The following is a 16939-nucleotide window of genomic DNA, read 5'->3' on the forward strand; positions in this document are numbered from 1 at the left end:
TAGGTCCCGTCAGGCGCTGATTCCGGCGGTCAGGATGGCGGCCAGCTCGCGGTACGCGTCGGCGTCGTCGAGGCCGGTAGCGTCGCGTACCGCGCCCTGTTGGATGCGGACCATCGTCGTCGCGGCCAGATCTGCGGCGAACGTCGCGTGCACGTCACGGAACTGTCCTGCGGCAACGCCCGCGTCGATCAGGTCTTTGACGCGACCCGCGGCGATGCGGGTGTTCTGTTGGTATGCCTCGCGCGCGGGCGGGAAGGCCGCCACATCGGCGAGCCACTGCGGGGAGGCGCCCGACAAAGCGCGGCCGACGGCGGAGAGATACACGGTGATCTGCTCGCGTGGGTCCTCGGAGCCTGCGACGGCGGCCTCCACGTCGTGCGTGGCACGGCGGAAGAAGCCGATCGTTGTTGCGCGGACGAGCTCGTCCTTGCTGGGTGCCAGGTTGTAGAGCGTGGATTTGGAGCACTTGAGGCGAGCCGCGATCGCGTCGAGGGTGAGGTGGGTGAAGCCCTCGGTGAGGAACAGGGCGAGGAGGTCGTCGAACAACTGGGCGTGGCGCGCGGTGGCGAACGTCGACGAGGTCATGGCATCACAGTAGTACTGGCGAAGCTCTTGTAGTACTGCCACGACGGCAGTACTCTGATCGCAACTTCAGTACTGTCCGATCTCGCGAGGAGCCCCACCGTGCCTGCTGACCGTCTGCTGCCGACCGAAGAGGCACGCGACCTCATCGACTTGACTCGTGACATCGCCGACAAGATCCTGGCACCGATCGTCGATGAGCACGAGAAAGCCGAGAAGTACCCCGACGGAGTGTTCGAGACCTTGGGCGAAGCCGGACTGCTGAGCCTGCCGTACCCGGAGGAGTGGGGAGGCGGAGGCCAACCGTACGAGGTGTACCTGCAGGTTCTCGAGGAGATCGCATCCCGCTGGGCGGCTGTCGGCGTCGCGGTGAGCGTGCACAGTCTCGCCTGCCATCCGCTGTTCGCCTTCGGAACCCAGGAGCAGAAGGAGCGCTGGCTGCCGGACATGCTCGGCGGTTCGACCATCGGCGCGTACAGCCTGTCGGAGCCGCAGGCCGGATCCGACGCGGCGGCTTTGACGTGCAAGGCGTCGAAGGTCGACGGCGGGTACTCGGTCACCGGTGAGAAGGCGTGGATCACCCACGGAGGCGTCGCAGACTTCTACAACCTCTTCGCGCGGACGGGCGAGGGGTCGAAGGGCATCTCCTGCTTCCTCGTCCCCGACGGCGTCGACGGACTCACCTTCGGTCGACCGGAGGAGAAGATGGGACTCACGGCTGTGCCGACCACGTCCGCACGCTACGACGGCGTCCACCTTCCGGACGAGCGTCGGATCGGCACGGAGGGGCAGGGCCTGCAGATCGCGTTCAGCGCCCTGGACTCGGGCCGGCTTGGCATCGCCGCGGTCGCGACCGGCATCGCACAAGCCGCGCTCGACGAGGCCGTCGCCTACGCCAAGGAACGGGAGACGTTCGGCCGCAAGATCATCGATCACCAGGGCCTGGGCTTCCTGCTCGCCGACATGGCTGCCGCGGTCGACTCGGCACGAGCCACCTACCTCGACGCCGCACGTCGCCGCGACGCCGGACTCCAGTACTCGCGAAACGCGTCGGTCGCCAAGCTCGTCGCGACGGATGCCGCGATGAAGGTCACCACTGACGCCGTCCAGGTGCTCGGCGGCAACGGGTACACGCGCGACTTCCGACCCGAACGGCTCATGCGCGAAGCCAAGATCACCCAGATCTTCGAGGGCACCAACCAGATCCAGCGACTCGTCATCAGCCGTTCGCTGGCGTGACCCGTTCGTCTGCGGGCGCCGTCGGAAGCAGCGTCTAGGCTTGTCCCATGGAACCCGTGTACGCGTCTGTGATCTCCACCGCCCGCATGTTGTGGCTCGCGCAGGGCCTCAAGTTCGACATCTCGGGTGTCGAGAACGTCCCCGCCGACGGACCCGGAGTGGTGGCCTTCAATCACACCGGATACCTCGACTTCACCTTCGCCGGCATTCCCGCCTACCTGCAGGGCCGCCGGTACGTGCGGTTCATGGCGAAGAAGGAAGTGTTCGACAACTCGGTCGGCGGCCCGATCATGAGGTCGCTCAAGCACATCCCGGTCGACCGGGCCAACGGAGCGCAGAGCTATCAGGACGCCGTCGACTACCTCAAGCGCGGCGAACTCGTCGGCGTGTACCCGGAGGCGACGATCAGCCGCAGCTTCGAGTTGAAGTCGTTCAAGAGCGGCGCGGCCCGGATGGCACTCGAGTCCGGTGCTCCGCTGGTGCCGACCATCGTGTGGGGCGCGCAGCGCATCTGGACCAAGGGCCACCCGCGAAGCATGGGTCGCAACGGTTACAAGATCATGGTCGGCGTCGCCGAGCCGATCGCGCCCGAAGGCACACCGGAGCAGCTGACGGCGCAGCTCCACGAGTCGATGCGCGCGAAACTCACCGAACTTCAGGACAACTACGGCCCGTATCCGCCCGGCGAGTTCTGGGTGCCCGCTGCTCGTGGTGGCGGCGCTCCGACGCTTGAGGAGGCGAACGCGATGGACGCCGCGGACGCGGAGGAGAAGGCCCGCAAGCGCGGAGAGTGAGATGGAGCCCGTCTACCGCACGCTCGAGCTGATCGCCACGTCGATTCACGGTGTGCAGGGCACGCGGCGCACCTACACCGGTCTGGAGAACATCCCCGCCGAGGGCGGGGCGGTGATCGCGGTCAATCACACGGGCTTCACTGACTTCATGCCGCTCGGCCTGGCGCTGCGGCAGCGTCGTCGGCGGGCACGGTTCATGGTGAAGTCCGAACTCATGGACATCGGCATCATGCGGTTCCTGGTGAAGCACTGCCGCGCGGTTCCAGTCGACAGGTCGGCCGGCGCGGACGCCTACCGCGTCGCCGTGGACGACTTGCGGTCGGGTGAACTCGTCGGCGTGTACCCGGAGGCGACGATCAGCCGCAGTTTTGAACTCAAAGAGTTCAAGACCGGTGCAGCCAGGATGGCACTGGAGGCCGGTGTCCCGGTGATCCCGGTGATCGTGTGGGGCGCGCACCGGCAATGGACCAAGGGCACCGCCCGCCGTATGGGACGACACCGCATCCCGATCCGCGTCGACGTGGGTGAGCCGATCCACTTCGACTCCGGCGGTGATGTGCACGACGCGACCGCCGCGATGCATGAGGCGATGGCCGAGCAACTGCACCGCGTGCAGTCCGACTACAACGATGCTCCCGCAGGTGCGGACTGGGTGCCCGCGCGTCTAGGCGGGTCGGCTCCCACCCCTGAGCAGGCACTGCTCCAGGAAGACGCCGAGGCTGCGGAGAAGGCGGCCCGCCGGGCCGCGAAGCGGGCGAAGAGCCTCGAGAAGAAGCAGGGGAAGAAGTGACCTTCGGTCCACCGACCATGATCGCGTCCGACGTCGACGGGACCCTCATCGTCGGCGATGACGCGATCTCTGCGCGCACCGTCGACTCCCTGGTGCGGGCCCGCGCTGCGGGCGTCGAACTGATCCCGTCGACGGGCAGGCCGCCTCGCTGGGTGCCGCCGATCACCGATCAACTCGCGGACACCCCCGCGGCCGTGCGGTTCGCGGTGTGCGCGAACGGCGCCATCGTCTACGACGTGCTCGCCGATCGGATCCTGCACGCCGCCGAGTTGGCCACCGACGTCCTCGAGACCCTTCGCGACATCTGCATGCAGGCCGTGCCCGGAGCGGGCCTGGCCGCCGAACGGGCTGGGACGTCGGCGCACGACGCCGCGACGTCGTCGTTCGTCGCGACCGCCGGCTACCAGCACGCGTGGCTCAACCCGGATCACGTCGAGGTCAGCGACTCCAGACTCGTCGAGGCGCCCGCGGTGAAGCTCCTCGCACGCAAGCCGGGCATGTCGTCGCGCGAGATGGCCGCGGCCGTCACGCCCCTTGTCGGCGACCTCGCCGAGGTGACGTTCTCGATCGACACCGGGCTCATCGAGCTGTCGGTTCCCGGGGTCCACAAGGCGGCGGGCCTGACGTGGCTGCTGGCCAACACCGATGTCGACGGGGATGCGTCGATCGCGTTCGGCGACATGGCGAACGACGTCGAGATGCTGCGCTGGGCGTCGCACGGTGTGGCGATGGGCAACGGCGATCCGCTCGCTCTGGCCGCCGCCGACGAGGTGACCGGCTCTGCCGCCGACGACGGGATCGCGCGCGTCCTCGACCGCTGGTTCTGACGCTGACGCCCTGGTGATCGGCAATCGCCGGGCAACATTCGAACACTCGTCCGACAACCGTGACGCGCTTGTGACCGCGTGAGCTTGTCGTGCGGCACAGATCTTCACTACTGTCACAGGAGTCCCACTAGTCACACGGGCCCCAGGAGCGCTCCCGGGGTTCCCGCCCGAAGGGGTTCCGCAGTGCCCAACGTCCGTCCCAGTCGTACCAAGAAGCGAACGCTCACTTTTGCAGCGCTGGGGTTGGCGCCTGCGCTCCTCGCCGGCGGTCTTGTCATCGGCGGATCCGACATGCTCGACAGCGATGTCGGCCTCGCCGCAGACAGCAGCTACGTGCTCGACGGCCACGGCCACGGGCACGGCCGCGGACTGGGTCAGTGGGGTGCGTACGGCTACGCCAAACAAGGCTGGTCGGCGGATCGAATCCTGCGCCACTACTACAGCAACACCACCGCGGGGAAGGTGGGCACTGCCAGTGAGGTGACGGTCTCGCTCAGCGAGAAGTCGTCTGTCAGTGTCCATGCGGCAGCGGGATCGCGAGTAGGCGGCCAGACGGTGGCTCCCGGACAGGCCGTCAGCCTGTCCGGGGGTACCGCCACCATCACCCAAGGGTGTGGAGGCGCCGTCGTGAAGACCGTCCCCGCCACGCAGGTCGACCCGGTCAACACGGCTCCGAACCGACCGGCCAACGAATTCCTCACCTTCTGCTCGAGCGGTGACAAGTACCGCGGTTCCATCGGCACCGCGGGCGGCAAGGTGATCAACAAACTCCATGTCGACGACTACGTGAAGGGTGTGATCCCGAAGGAGTCGGTCCCGTCGTGGGCCGACACCGGCGGGTTCGAAGCGCTCAAAGCGCAGGCCGTCGCGGCTCGTTCCTACGTCCTGTCCGGTCTGCAGTCGGGCCGCGCGATGGACAACACGCAGTCGTCGCAGATGTATCACGGTGCATCCGGCGAGGATCCGCGCACGTCCCGCGCCGCCGATGCCACCGCGGGACAGATCCGCCTGCTCGGCGGAAAGCCCGCCCTCACCGAGTTCTCGGCGTCCACCGGCGGATTCACCGCGGGCGGCCTGTTCCCGGCAGTCGAGGACAAGGGCGACTCGCTTTCGCCGACCCACAACTGGACGGCCGAGGTCAGCGCGGGCAGCATCGCGTCGGCCTTCGGTGTCGGCTCGCTCAAGAGCTTCGAAGTGATCGAGGCCAACGGGCTCGGCGCGGGAAGCGGACGTGTGGTCAAGGTCCGAGTCGTCGGCACCGCCCGCACCGTCGAAGCCAGTGGAAACGACGCTCGCGTGAAGTTGCAGCTCAAGTCCGACTGGTTCTCGATCAAGGGGCAGAAGTCGATGCCCAAGATCGTGAAGCCGGCGGTGGCTCCGCCTGCCGCGGGCGGCGGTCTCCTCGACCTCGGTCCGATCGGCGACGTGCTCAACCAGGTGATTCCCGGCCTGTCTGCGCTCGGTTCTCCCGACCTCGAAGCGATCACCGCGCAGTTGCGGCCGATCATCGAGCAGATCATCGCCCAGGGCACCGCGGCGCTCGGTCTGAAAGCCGATTCGCTCAAGGGCCTGGTGAGCGAGGAGAAGAGCGACAACTCGCAGGGTTCCACCGGCACGGTCAGTGCCCTGCAGCTCATCACCGACGGCCGTGGCATGCACGGCCTGGTGCAGGTGCTGCAGAACGGGGTCCTGTACTTCAGTCCGCTGACCGGTGCACACGCGCTCTTCGGTGACGCTCTGACCGAGTTCCTGAACGCGGGCGGCCTGGCGAAGCTCGGCTTCCCGACCGTCGACGGCTTGAAGTAGCCGGCATTCTTCGTCTGACCATCACCGCTCAGCGGGAGGACGCCCTCACACGGGCCTACTCCAGCTGAGCGGTAATGGTTGTGCGGACGAGGGGTGACGCCCCAGCGTGAGATGCGTTATTCCGCGGCCGTGCTCGGCGAATACTCAGCTTCGGTCGGATAGGCTGAACAGCCGTGACGGACAACAATTACGATCTGATCGTCGTCGGCTCCGGGTTCTACGGCCTGACCGTGGCAGAGCGAGCAGCGACCCAGCTCGGCAAGCGGGTGCTCGTCCTCGATCGACGTGACCACATCGGCGGCAACGCGTACTCCGAGGCCGAGCCGGAGACCGGCATCGAGATCCACAAGTACGGGGCGCACCTCTTCCACACCTCCAATCAGAAGGTGTGGGACTACGTCACGCAGTTCACCGAGTTCACGGGTTACCAGCACCGCGTGTTCGGCCTGTTCCAGGGCCAGGCGTACCCGCTGCCGATGGGTCTCGGGTTGGTCAACCAGTTCTTCGGCAAGTCGCACACACCCGACGAGGCGCGTGCCCTCATCGCTGAGCAGTCCGCCGAGTTCGACTCCAAGGACGCCGCGAACTTCGAGGAGAAGGCGATCAGTCTGATCGGGCGCCCGCTGTATGAGGCGTTCATCAAGGCGTACACCGCCAAACAGTGGCAGACCGACCCGAAGAACCTCCCGGCGGGCAACATCACTCGCCTCCCGGTTCGCTACAACTTCGACAACCGGTACTTCAGCGACACCTACGAGGGACTGCCCGTCGAGGGCTACACCGCGTGGCTGGAGAACATGGCCGCAGACGAGCGGATCGAGGTCCGGCTGTCCACCGACTGGTTCGACGTCCGCGACGAACTCCGCGCCGCCAGTCCCGACGCACCCGTCGTCTACACCGGCCCCCTGGACCGCTACTTCGACTACCGGGCGGGTGAACTCGGCTGGCGCACCCTCGACTTCGAGACAGAAGTGCTGCCGACGGGCGACTTCCAGGGAACGCCGGTGATGAACTACAACGACGCCGAGGTCCCGTTCACGCGCATCCACGAGTTCCGTCACTTCCACCCGGAGCGCACGAACTATCCGACCGACAAGACGGTCATCATGCGCGAGTTCAGCCGTTTCGCCGACCAGGGCGACGAGCCGTACTACCCGATCAACACCCCGGACGACCGCGAGCGTCTCGCCGCGTACCGCGATCTCGCGAAGGCTGAGACGGCGGAGGCCAAGGTGCTCTTCGGCGGACGCTTGGGCACCTACCAGTACCTCGACATGCACATGGCGATCGCCAGTGCACTGACAATGTTCGACAACACGCTGGCACCGCATCTGCGCGACGGTGCGCCGCTGGCGTCGGAAGCGGAGTAAATGAGCACCACCACCAAAGCCGTCAGCCTCCTGCAGCGCGTCATCTTCCCGCGCCAGGGAGAGCCTCTGGACGTGCGGTCCCTCTATTTGGAGGAGGCTGCCACCAACAGCGGACGAGCCCACGCGTCGAGCCGCACCAGTGTCAGCCTCGGCTCCGACTCGGAGGCCAGTTTCGCGACGTACTTCAACGCGTTCCCGGCGTCGTACTGGCGACGCTGGAGCACTCTGACGTCCGTCGTGCTGCGAGTGGAGCTGCGTGCCGCCGGGAGGGAGGCGAGCGGGGCAGATGTCACCGCGCCTGCTCGAATTGATCTGTACCGCTCGAAGATCGACGGTTCGCGCATCGGCATCGGCGGCGACCTCGTCGAGATCGACCCGAAGACCGGTACCGGCGTCATCGAGCTGGAGACCGACCTCGGTCCGTTCGAGGACGGCGGGTGGATCTGGTTCGACGTCACCACCGACTCGGCCACCGAGATCCTGTCCGCCGGTTGGTACGCCACCGTCGAACCCGAACACGGCTCCAACAATGTGACCGTCGGCATCCCCACATTCAACCGGCCCACCGACGCCGTCGCGGCGTTGGCCGCGCTGACGTCCGACCCGCTGGTCAACGATGTGATCGACGCCGTCCTGATGCCCGATCAGGGCACCCGCAAGGTGAAGGACGAGCCCGGCTACACCGACGCCGCTGACGCGCTCGGCGACCGCCTGCACATCTTCGACCAGGGGAATCTCGGCGGATCCGGCGGCTACTCGCGCATCCTGTATGAGGCGCTTCGTCTCACTGACAGTCCGTACATCCTGTACATGGACGACGACATCATGATCGAGCCGGACTCGATCCTGCGTGCCCTTGCGTTGTCGCGGTTCGCGAAGAGCCCGATGCTCGTCGGCGGTCAGATGCTCAACCTGCAGGAACGCAGCCACCTGCATTGCATGGGCGAGGTGATCGATCACCACAAGTTCATGTGGACGGCCGCACCGTTCGTCGAGTACGACCACAACTTCGCGAAGTACCCGCTCACCGATCGGGAGAACTCGAAGAACCTGCATCGACGCATCGACGTCGAGGGCAACGGCTGGTGGATGTGCATGTATCCCCGCGAGGTCGCCGAGACCATCGGGCTGCCGCTGCCGCTGTTCATCAAGTGGGACGATTGGGAGTTCGCGCTTCGCGCCGCCCGCGCCGGTTACCCGACCGCGACGGTCCCCGGCATCGCGATCTGGCACATGGCGTGGAGCGACAAGGACGACGCCATCGACTGGCAGGCGTACTTCCACCTCCGCAACCGACTCGTGGTCGCGTCGATGTACAAGGACGGCTCGATCGACGGCATCCTCACCTCGATGGCCAAGGCCACCGCCAAGCACCTGATGTGCCTGGAGTATTCGACGGTCGCGATCCAGAACGAGGCGATCCGCGACTTCCTCGCAGGTCCCGATCACATCCGATCCATCTTGCCGACGGCTCTCGGCAAGGTGGCCGGGATCCGCAAGCAGTATCCGGACGCCGTCGTCCTGCCGTCCGCTCAGGACCTGCCGCGTACCAGCGGCGAGGCCACCGCGCTCGGTGTCAACGCGCCCCAGGGCGCCGTCGCCAAGGTCAAGACGCTCGCCAAGGTGCTGCTGAACAACGCTCGCCCCGCCGATCCGCGCCATCACGAGACACCGCAGGCCAATTACCCGCCGATCGAGGCGCGCTGGTTCTCCCTCGGCCGGGTGGACGGTGTCACCGTGACCACCGCCGACGGGCGTGGAGTGGTCTACCGGAAGCGCGATCGCGACACGATGGTCGAACTCGGCCGCGAGTCGGCCGAGCTGGTTCGTGAACTGCGGGAACGCTTCGACGAGATGCGCGTGGAGTACCGCGCCGCACACGACGACCTGGTGAGCAAGGAGAGTTGGGCACGTGTCTTCGGAATCGATTGATGTGATCGGCCCGGCGTCGGGGGAGGCCGCGGCGCTCGTCGCGATTCAGGCCGCCATCGGGGACCGGCCGGGTGTGCTGCCCGCCGCTCGCGCCCTCTCCCATTTCGGGGAGCACTCCCTCGGCTGGTTTGCACTCGCCGGAGCGGGGGCGCTCGCCGCACACCGCCGTGGTGACCTGGTGGCCCGTCGCCGCTACGTCGAGGCGGGCGTCGGAGCGTTCACCGCACACGCCGCGTCGGTCGTCATCAAGCGTGTGGTGCGCCGCAAGCGCCCGAATCACCCCGACATCAACATCGGAGTCGGCACGCCGAGCAAGCTGAGTTTCCCGTCCAGCCATGCGACGTCCACCACGGCTGCGGCGATCCTGCTCGGACGAGCGGCAGGCCTGCCGCCCGCCGCGCTCCCCGCGCTCGTGGTCCCGCCGATGCTCGTTTCACGTTTGGTGCTCGGTGTCCACTACCCTTCCGATGTGACTGCCGGAGCACTCGTCGGAGCGCTGACCGCAGGCGCGGTCATTGCCGCAGACACGAGAATCGAGGAGCAGTAGATGAGCGAGGAGCCGATCGAGACCGGTGTGGCCGGTCCGCCGAAGAACTTGGCCTCCGGGCTGATCAAGGCGTTGCGTCCCCGCCAGTGGGTCAAGAACGTCCTGGTGCTGGCCGCGCCGATGGCCGCGGGCACCGACACCCTCACCGACGGTGGCAAGATGGCCTCCGTCGGCATCGCCTTCGTCGCGTTCTGCCTGGTCGCGTCGTCGATCTACCTGATCAACGACGCCCTGGACGTCGAAGCCGATCGCCAGCACCCGACGAAGCGATTCCGTCCGATCGCCGCAGGTGTGGTCCCGCGCAACCTGGCCTTCGTGCTGGCAGCGGTCCTCGCCGCCGGCTCGATCGGCATCTCATTCGTCGCCAACTGGCAGACGGCCGTCACCATCGCCGTCTACCTGGTGATTCAGCTCGGATACTGCTTCGGGCTCAAGCACCAGGCCGTCATCGACATCTGCATCGTGTCGTCCGGCTTCCTCCTGCGCGCGATCGCCGGTGGCGTCGCTGCCGAGATCGCCCTGTCCAAGTGGTTCCTGCTGGTCATGGCCTTCGGCTCGCTGTTCATGGCGGCGGGCAAGCGGTACGCCGAGCTTCAGCTCGCTGAACGCACAGGCGCCAAGATCCGCAAGTCGCTCGAGTATTACACCACTACGTACCTGCGTTTCGTCTGGACGCTGTCGGCCACCGCCGTTGTTCTCTGTTACGGACTGTGGGCGTTCGACGGCACGCAGGGCGACAACGTCTTCTACGCGATCTCGATGGTGCCGTTCACCATCGCGATCCTCCGATACGCCGTCGACGTCGACGGCGGTCAGGCGGGCGAGCCGGAGGAGGTCGCTCTCGGCGACCGCGTCCTGCAGGCGCTGGCCGTCGCGTGGGTCGTGCTCGTAGGTGTGGCCGTTTATGCCCCGTTCTGACACGGCCTCCGAGCAGGCCGCAGGTTCTTCACGTGCACGTCTGATCGCGCCGATCGCGAGTTTCTCGATCGGCGCGATCGTCGTGACCACACTCTTCGCGATCGGGGCGTGGCAGCGCCGGTGGATCGCCGATGACGGCCTGATCGTCCTGCGGACCATCCGGAATCTGCTGGCGGGCAACGGTCCCGTGTTCAACGCGGGGGAGCGGGTGGAGGCGAACACGTCCACCCTGTGGACGTACGTCATGTGGTTCTTCTCGTGGATCACCGGCGCCGAGCACACCGAATACGTGGCTCTGTGGGTGGCGCTGATCCTGTCGGTCACAGCGATTCCGCTGGCGATGTACGGCACCGCCCGCCTGTACGGCCGTCGAGTGACCGGCCCCGGCGTCGGACTCCTCTTGCCGCTCGGCGCAGTCGTGTACATCACGATCCCGCCTGCGCGAGACTTCGCGACCTCGGGTCTGGAGAACGGTCTGACGATCTTCTGGGTCGCAGCTCTGTGGTGCCAATTCCTGGCGTGGGCCCGTCGGCGCGACGCCGAACCGACGCGCCGCACTCGCGCGGCGTTCTTGGCGCTTGCTTTCACCGCGGGACTCGCCCCGCTGGTCCGCCCCGAGGGTGCGGTGGTCGGCGTGCTTGTTCTGCTCGTACTGTTCTGCTCGCCGATCGGCTGGAAGATGCGCGTCGCGATGACAGCGGTCGCGGGAGCTCTGCCTGTCGGCTATCAGATCTTCCGGATGGGCTACTACGCCGTCCTCGTGCCGAACCCGGCGATCGCGAAGGACGCCAGCGGCGCCAAGTGGTCGCAGGGCTTCACCTACCTCGGCAATCTCTTCTCGCCGTACACGCTGATCCTCCCGGTGATTCTCGCCGTGGTCGTCGGCGTCCTGCTGGCCGTTATGGCCCGTGCCGACCGACTCTCTCGCGATTCCCTCAGTTCATCGAGCGTGGACGAGACGCCTGCTCTCGACGCCGAGACGCCCGAGATCCTCGACACTCATGAGTCCGCCACCACGCGGGAGCGGGTCGCTTCGTTCTGGGCCTCGTTCTCGTCAGGCATGCAGTCGCAGCGCACGGTTGTCATCACGATGCTGCTCGCGGGAGCGATTCTCAGCGTGTACTGGCTGCGCCAGGGCGGCGACTTCATGCACGGCCGCGTCCTGCTGACGCCGATGTTCATCCTGCTTCTCCCGGTGATGGTGGTGCCCGCCGTGCTGCCTGCGACTGTCCGGACTCGCAGTGGGCAGCTGCGTCTGGCCGCGGCGATCGGCATCGTCGTGTCGTGGGGCGTCACCGTGTGGTGGGGCGTCTCGGCGCACGAGAAGGTCCTGTCGAACGCTCCGATGGACATCGGGCGGGACGGCATCGTCGACGAACGGCGCTTCTACGTCACCAACATGGGCAATGAGAACCCGGTGACGGCGGAGGACTACCTCGACTATCCGCGTATGCGGGCGATGGTCGAGCGGATCAACGAACTGCACGCCACCGGCGGCATCATCCTGCCCTCGGCCAACTACGACCAGTGGTATGTCGCGAAACTGCCGGACAAGATGCCGGAGGGCAAACCGCGTGAGGTGACGGTGTACTTCCTGAACCTCGGCATGACGAGCATGAACGCGCCTCTCGACGTCCGGGTGATCGACCAGATGGGGCTGGCCTATCCGTTGGCCGCCCACACGGCCCGCCTGCCCGACGGGCGGATCGGGCACGACAAGAACCTGCCGAGTTCATGGGTCGTCGCGGAGAGCGGCGGTGTCAGTTCGGGGACGGGTCTTCCCGCGTTCATCCCGAAGCGGGAAGTGATGCTGGCGAAGCTTGCACTCACATGTCCGGACACTGTCGACCGGTTCGCGTCGTACAAGGACACCTGGAGTTTCACTCGCTTCCGCCATAACCTCCGGCAGTCGGTGGGCTTCAACAGCTATCGGATCTCGCGGGTGCCGGAATACGAGATCGCACGCTGCGGGCTCACGATGCCCGACGTCGGGAATGAGAAGTAGCAAAGTGTTACATGAGCGCCAGATAAGTGACACATGGAACAGCGGCTTGCTGACGATGATCTCGGAACGGTAACGTCAGCTCTCGATCAGTCGATAGAACTCAGTAGGAACCACCGCTTCGGTGAGGGTTACGAACGAGTGGGCCTGCCCGCCCAGCTCCTGTGAGACGGCTCACATGGTGTTTGGGAAGGTGTGTCGCTCTCGATAGACTCCCGTCTATCCGTTGCGGATGTGGCGTGTGTGAATCGTGAGTCGGCATGGGTCGACAGCGGCGCGCAGATGGAGATTCCATCGAAGCGCCGGAACAACGTTAGGGAGATTTCAAGTCAATGCGTGAAGCGAAGAGCACGCGGCGCTACGGTCGCAAGGTGACCGCAGTCGTCCTCGCGGTCGTCACCGCAATGGGCCTGATGGGTACCTCGATCGGCTCGGGTAAGGCCGACGCGGCCCCGGGCTTCCAGGAGTTCTGGATCGATGCCTGTGGCATGCCCACCAACGGCGCCTTCGGCAACAAGTCGATGGCTCCCGGCAAGGTGAAGGTCCGCGCCTGGAAGAAGGCCGGCAATCAGCGCACCGTGATCCTGCTGGACGGCATGCGTGCGCAGTACGACCGCAGTGGCTGGGAGATCAACACCAACGTTCAGAACTTCGTGAACCGCGGCGTCAACGTCGTGGAGCCGGTCGGTGGCCCGAACAGCTTCTACACGAACTGGGACGCTCCCTCGAACTTCAACGGCCAGAAGAAGCGCTACATGTGGGGCTGTGTCATCGACAACCGCCTCGTCCCGGCGCTCCGCTCGCGTGGCTTCAAGGGCAAGGGTGGCAAGTACGCCATCATGGGCCTGTCGATGGGCGGCGGCGCCGCTCTGACTCACGCCGCACAGCGTCGTGACCTCTACTACGCAGCCGCATCGCTCTCGGGCTACAACTGGCTGACCGCTCCGGGCATGCGCACCGCTCTCCGCATGGCGATGCTCGACGTCGCACCGGCGCCGTGGAACGTCGACGCCATGTGGGGCGCTCCGTGGAGCCCGCGTTGGGCCCAGAACGACCCGACCATGCTCATCAACCGCATGCGTGGCCTGAAGATCTTCGTCGGCTCGGGCAACGGCCTCTTCGGTCGCTACAACTACCCGCAGAACGTCATCGACGACTTCATCAAGGGCACCCCGCTGGAGCTCCTCGCGTTCACCCAGGCCAAGGCCTTCGAGGTCAGCGCACTGGTCCAGGGCGTCCCGACCATGACCTACTACGCCAACGGCACCCACGCGTGGGGCTACTGGAAGGACATGGCGTGGAACGCGCTGAACCGCGGGTTCTTCCGCTAGTCGCCTAGACACGCTCGTCGAGAATGCCCCCGCACATCAAGTGCGGGGGCATTCTTCTATCCGCGCTCCCTTCGGCCGCAGCTGCTCCCTCCACGGCGGGAGCGGATGTCGTGGGAGGGAGCGGATGGCAGGGCTGTGGACAACGCAGGTGCGCTTCCCGCGAGTTCGGTGTCTACTTCGTCGCATGTGGCCGACGGATCAACACGGGATTGTTCAACGCGACGCCGCACTGGCGCGCGGAATCTCGACGCGACGCGTCGACAATGCAGTGCGGTCAGGTGCGTTGATCCTCTTGGCCCGCGGACGCTACCTCCCCCGTGAAGCGCTCGCCGACGTCGACGCCCCGCGCGACGAGCTGTACCGATACCGGAGCATCGCGTCGGCTCTCGGGTCCGGGCGCCCTGTTCTCAGTCACGACTCCGCTGCCGCGGTCCTCGGGCTGAAACTCCTCTACCCGGATCAGAACAACGTTCACGTGACGAACGGCAGGAAGAGCGGAGGCTCACGACGCCCGCAACGGAATGTCCATGCCGGGCTGCTCCCGGATGACGACCTCGTCGACGTCGACGGGGTACTCGTGACTGGGCCGGCGCGGACCGCCGTCGATGTCGCACTCGCGACCGCCACATTCCCTCAAGGGCTGACCGCCTTCGATGCCGCGCTCGCCGCCGGGGTCGATCGTGAGGATCTCCGCCGGATGCTCGCAACATCGCGTCGCGGCGTCGGCCTCGCCCGCCGGGCGCTCTCGTTCGCCGACGGCCGGGCCGAGTCGCCCGGGGAGTCCTGGAGTCGTGCGCAGATGATCGAAGCCGAGCTCCCCGTCCCCGATCTGCAGGTGGAGTACGTCCTCGCGTCCGGAAAGACCGCACGATGCGATTTCGGGCTCGACGACATCTTCGTCGGAGAGTTCGACGGCCTTGTCAAGTACCGCCGATCGATGCGCGCCGGCGAATCGCCGGAGGACGTCGTCATCCGCGAGAAGATCCGCGAGGACGAACTCCGAGACCTCGGCCTGGACGTGGGGCGCTGGGTGTGGCGAGATCTCCGCCAGACGACGATGGTCGCCAAGTTGAAGCGCCGCTACGACCGGCTCGGTATCCGGTACTGACATATCCGCTCCCTCCCACGACATCCGCTCCCTCCGCAGAGGGAGCGGATGCAGCCGGAGGGAGCGGATGGGCGGTCGAAGTCACACGGGCGGATGTCTAGCGCCGCCGACCAGCGAAATCGAGACACATTAGTCACACAATTCACACGCGTCACAGCGTGGCGCGCACAAAACCCTCGACCGGACGTGTAGAAATTTCTCAGGAACCTTCGTCATGAGTATTGGCGAGGGGAGAAGACCCGGTCCCTCGAGGAGCACGTAGTGAAGATCTGGAAGACGACGGCGCCGCGCAAGGCCGTGGCCGCAATCGCGGTCGCGGCGAGCGCATCGCTGGCGCTGACGGCCGCGCCCGTCCATGCGACGCCTAACCCTGCTCCCACCACGCAGGTGACGCCGAAGAAGAAGCCTGCGCCGAAGTCGAGCGCCAAACCTGCTGAGAAGGCGCCGCCCGCCAAGCCGGCACCGCCTGCGACGGTCAAGAAGGTCGCCTGGTACTCGTCGCATCGCGTGGCAGTGTGGGTGCACTCGCCCGCGATGAACACCGACATCCAGGTGCAGCTGCTCCTGGCGCGCGACTGGTTCTCCAAGCCCGACATGAAGTTCCCGCAGCTGACCATGCTCGACGGTCTGCGCGCGCAAGATGATCAGAACGGCTGGATCATCAACACCAATGTCGAGCAGTTCATGGCCGACAAGAACGTGAACGTGGTGCTCCCGGTCGGCGGCGAGTCGAGTTTCTACACCGACTGGAAAGAACCCGACCGCGGCAAGAACTACAAGTGGGAGACGTTCCTCATCCACGAACTGCCCACGATCCTGGAGAAGGACTGGCGGTCCACGCAGGTCCGCGCGATTCAGGGCCTGTCGATGGGCGGCACGGCCGCGATGATGCTCGCCGCTCGCAACCCGGGCTTCTACAAGTTCGCAGGCTCGTTCTCGGGCATCCTCCAGATGACGTCGTACGGCATGCCCGAGGCGATCCAGTTCGCCCTGCGCGACGGCGGTGGGTACGACGCGGCGAAGATGTTCGGTCCGCCCAGCGATCCCGCGTGGAAGGAGCACGACCCGTACCTGCTCGCCGACAAGCTCCGCGGCACCAGCCTGTATATCTCCTCCGGCAACGGAGTCGTCGGCCCGCACGACAAGCCGTCCGACATCCCGCTCCTCGCCACCAACTACTCGGGCGTCGGCCTCGAAGTGCTCTCGCGGATGACGAGCCAGCAGTTCGCGTCGAAGCTCAACAAGCTCGGCATCAACGGCCAGGCCGTCTACCGCCCGTCCGGAACGCACACGTGGCCGTACTGGCAGTTCGAGATGGTTCAGGCCTGGCCGCAGGTCGCGGGGGCCCTCGGGTTGTCCGGCGACAAGGTCGCGTGCGTCGTGGGCGACGCCTTCAAGAAGGCGCCTCAGGTCAGGGGCCTCGGCGGCTGCCTCACCCCGGAGTACGCGGTCCCGGGTGGACGCGCACAGGACTTCCGAAACGGCCGCATCTTCACCGGACCCAAGGGGCCGCGTGTGGTCGGCGGGGCGATAGGCGGGGCGTACGTGCCCGCGATGGAACGCCTCGGACTGCCGACCAGTGACGAACTGACCGGCCGCGACGGCGTCAAGTTCAACACCTTCGAACGTGGCAAGATCACGTGGACTCCGCAGGCCGGGGCCCGCGTCGAGTGACGCCGACCACCCCTCTGGC

General features: G+C 66.4%; 14 protein-coding genes. 13 read left to right on the forward strand and 1 reads right to left on the reverse strand.

Annotated features, from left to right (window positions below; genetic code table 11):
- Positions 1-9 precede the first annotated feature (9 nt).
- Positions 10-585 (reverse strand): TetR/AcrR family transcriptional regulator, encoded by a 576-nt coding sequence (locus JVX90_RS19210; protein WP_205330243.1) that lies wholly within the window; start codon positions 583-585, stop codon positions 10-12.
- A gap of 99 nt (positions 586-684) precedes the next feature.
- Here JVX90_RS19210 and JVX90_RS19215 point away from each other — a divergent pair, with 99 nt between their 5' ends.
- The 13 genes from JVX90_RS19215 to JVX90_RS19275 all read left to right on the forward strand — a co-directional run bounded on the left by JVX90_RS19215 (position 685) and on the right by JVX90_RS19275 (position 16920).
- A complete protein-coding gene (locus tag JVX90_RS19215; protein ID WP_205330246.1) occupies positions 685-1821 on the forward strand; it encodes an acyl-CoA dehydrogenase family protein in 1137 nt (378 codons plus the stop codon).
- Between the two features lie 47 nt (positions 1822-1868).
- Positions 1869-2615 carry a lysophospholipid acyltransferase family protein gene (locus tag JVX90_RS19220; protein WP_205330247.1) on the forward strand — a complete coding sequence of 249 codons (747 nt, stop codon included), beginning with the start codon at positions 1869-1871 and terminating at the stop codon, positions 2613-2615.
- A gap of 1 nt (position 2616) precedes the next feature.
- The gene (locus JVX90_RS19225; RefSeq protein WP_205330248.1) at positions 2617-3405 is read left to right on the forward strand and encodes a lysophospholipid acyltransferase family protein; all 789 of its coding nucleotides are present in this window, start codon (positions 2617-2619) and stop codon (positions 3403-3405) included.
- Positions 3402-4232 carry an HAD family hydrolase gene (locus JVX90_RS19230; protein ID WP_205330250.1) on the forward strand — a complete coding sequence of 277 codons (831 nt, stop codon included), beginning with the start codon at positions 3402-3404 and terminating at the stop codon, positions 4230-4232. The genes JVX90_RS19225 and JVX90_RS19230 overlap by 4 nt, the downstream gene beginning before the upstream one ends.
- A gap of 183 nt (positions 4233-4415) precedes the next feature.
- The gene (locus JVX90_RS19235; RefSeq protein ID WP_205330251.1) at positions 4416-6038 is read left to right on the forward strand and encodes a SpoIID/LytB domain-containing protein; all 1623 of its coding nucleotides are present in this window, start codon (positions 4416-4418) and stop codon (positions 6036-6038) included.
- A 173-nt stretch (positions 6039-6211) separates the two neighbouring features.
- Positions 6212-7408, forward strand: a complete 1197-nt coding sequence (gene glf, locus JVX90_RS19240) for a UDP-galactopyranose mutase (RefSeq protein WP_205330253.1) — start codon at positions 6212-6214, stop codon at positions 7406-7408.
- Positions 7409-9340, forward strand: coding sequence for a glycosyltransferase (locus JVX90_RS19245; protein ID WP_205330254.1), 1932 nt, complete (start codon positions 7409-7411; stop codon positions 9338-9340).
- Positions 9321-9887, forward strand: coding sequence for a phosphatase PAP2 family protein (locus JVX90_RS19250; RefSeq protein ID WP_205330255.1), 567 nt, complete (start codon positions 9321-9323; stop codon positions 9885-9887). Before JVX90_RS19245 ends, JVX90_RS19250 begins: the two co-directional genes overlap by 20 nt.
- Positions 9888-10805: a decaprenyl-phosphate phosphoribosyltransferase gene (locus tag JVX90_RS19255; protein ID WP_205330256.1), complete on the forward strand. Its 918-nt coding sequence runs from the start codon at positions 9888-9890 to the stop codon at positions 10803-10805. It begins immediately after the preceding gene.
- Positions 10792-12810, forward strand: coding sequence for a hypothetical protein (locus JVX90_RS19260; protein ID WP_205330257.1), 2019 nt, complete (start codon positions 10792-10794; stop codon positions 12808-12810). The genes JVX90_RS19255 and JVX90_RS19260 overlap by 14 nt, the downstream gene beginning before the upstream one ends.
- 329 nt (positions 12811-13139) lie before the next feature.
- Entirely contained in the window at positions 13140-14138 is a 999-nt protein-coding gene (locus JVX90_RS19265) for an alpha/beta hydrolase family protein (protein WP_205330258.1), read from the forward strand.
- A gap of 184 nt (positions 14139-14322) precedes the next feature.
- Positions 14323-15246, forward strand: a complete 924-nt coding sequence (locus JVX90_RS19270; RefSeq protein WP_205330259.1) for a type IV toxin-antitoxin system AbiEi family antitoxin domain-containing protein — start codon at positions 14323-14325, stop codon at positions 15244-15246.
- A 261-nt stretch (positions 15247-15507) separates the two neighbouring features.
- A complete protein-coding gene (locus tag JVX90_RS19275) occupies positions 15508-16920 on the forward strand; it encodes an alpha/beta hydrolase-fold protein (RefSeq protein WP_205330260.1) in 1413 nt (470 codons plus the stop codon).
- The last annotated feature ends 19 nt before the right edge of the window (positions 16921-16939 follow it).

Origin of the sequence: Gordonia sp. PDNC005 (assembly GCF_016919385.1) — a bacterium.
Taxonomy (GTDB): domain Bacteria; phylum Actinomycetota; class Actinomycetes; order Mycobacteriales; family Mycobacteriaceae; genus Gordonia.

Excerpts from the sequence above, each read along its gene's own strand:
- JVX90_RS19225 (WP_205330248.1), top strand. The coding sequence starts at position 2,617 with ATGGAGCCCGTCTACCGCACGCTCGAGCTGATCGCCACGTCGATTCAC.
- JVX90_RS19210 (WP_205330243.1), bottom strand. The coding sequence starts at position 585 with ATGACCTCGTCGACGTTCGCCACCGCGCGCCACGCCCAGTTGTTCGAC.
- JVX90_RS19220 (WP_205330247.1), top strand. The coding sequence starts at position 1,869 with ATGGAACCCGTGTACGCGTCTGTGATCTCCACCGCCCGCATGTTGTGG.
- JVX90_RS19255 (WP_205330256.1), top strand. The coding sequence starts at position 9,888 with ATGAGCGAGGAGCCGATCGAGACCGGTGTGGCCGGTCCGCCGAAGAAC.
- JVX90_RS19265 (WP_205330258.1), top strand. The coding sequence starts at position 13,140 with ATGCGTGAAGCGAAGAGCACGCGGCGCTACGGTCGCAAGGTGACCGCA.
- JVX90_RS19245 (WP_205330254.1), top strand. The coding sequence starts at position 7,409 with ATGAGCACCACCACCAAAGCCGTCAGCCTCCTGCAGCGCGTCATCTTC.
- JVX90_RS19270 (WP_205330259.1), top strand. The coding sequence starts at position 14,323 with ATGTGGCCGACGGATCAACACGGGATTGTTCAACGCGACGCCGCACTG.
- JVX90_RS19260 (WP_205330257.1), top strand. The coding sequence starts at position 10,792 with ATGCCCCGTTCTGACACGGCCTCCGAGCAGGCCGCAGGTTCTTCACGT.